Below are 425 nucleotides of genomic sequence, written 5' to 3'. Positions count from 1 at the left end.
CCCGCTCCCACATTGGACCGTCGCCGAACACAAATTCTGTGTCCAGTGCAGATCGAATGTGGGAGCTGGGGCAGTTGCGCGATACCTTGCAGGATCTGGTGGAGCATTGTCAGGGGGATGATCGGCCGGATTGTCCGATTCTCAAGAGTCTTGAGTCGGGGTGTTGTGCTAACGCTGGTCCCGTCTGACAATGATTTTGATTGTGCTAACGCCTTCGCGAGCAAGCCCGCTCCCACATTGGACCGTCGCCGAACACAAATTCTGTGTCCAGTGCAGATCGAATGTGGGAGCTGGGGCAGTTGCGCGATACGTTGCAGGATCTGGTGGAGCATTGTCAGGGGGATGATCGGCCGGATTGTCCGATTCTCAAGAGTCTTGAGTCGGGGTGTTGTGCTAACGCTGGTCCCGTCTGACAATGATTTTGA

2 pseudogenes are annotated in these 425 nt (G+C 55.5%); both read left to right on the top strand.

The window, feature by feature from the left end:
• Positions 1–188: pseudogene (locus SOP85_RS31190) on the top strand (hypothetical protein); the annotation flags it as partial.
• 99 nt (positions 189–287) lie between these two features.
• Positions 288–413 (top strand): annotated as a pseudogene (locus SOP85_RS31185) (Cu(I)-responsive transcriptional regulator); the annotation flags it as partial.
• Between the last annotated feature and the right edge of the window lie 12 nt (positions 414–425).

It is taken from the genome of Pseudomonas sp. YuFO20 (assembly GCF_035064975.1).
In the GTDB taxonomy this organism is placed as follows: Bacteria; Pseudomonadota; Gammaproteobacteria; order Pseudomonadales; family Pseudomonadaceae; genus Aquipseudomonas; species Aquipseudomonas putida_AE.
The sequence above is the reverse complement of the archived record's forward strand: the minus strand, read 5'-3'. Positions and strand labels throughout refer to the sequence as shown.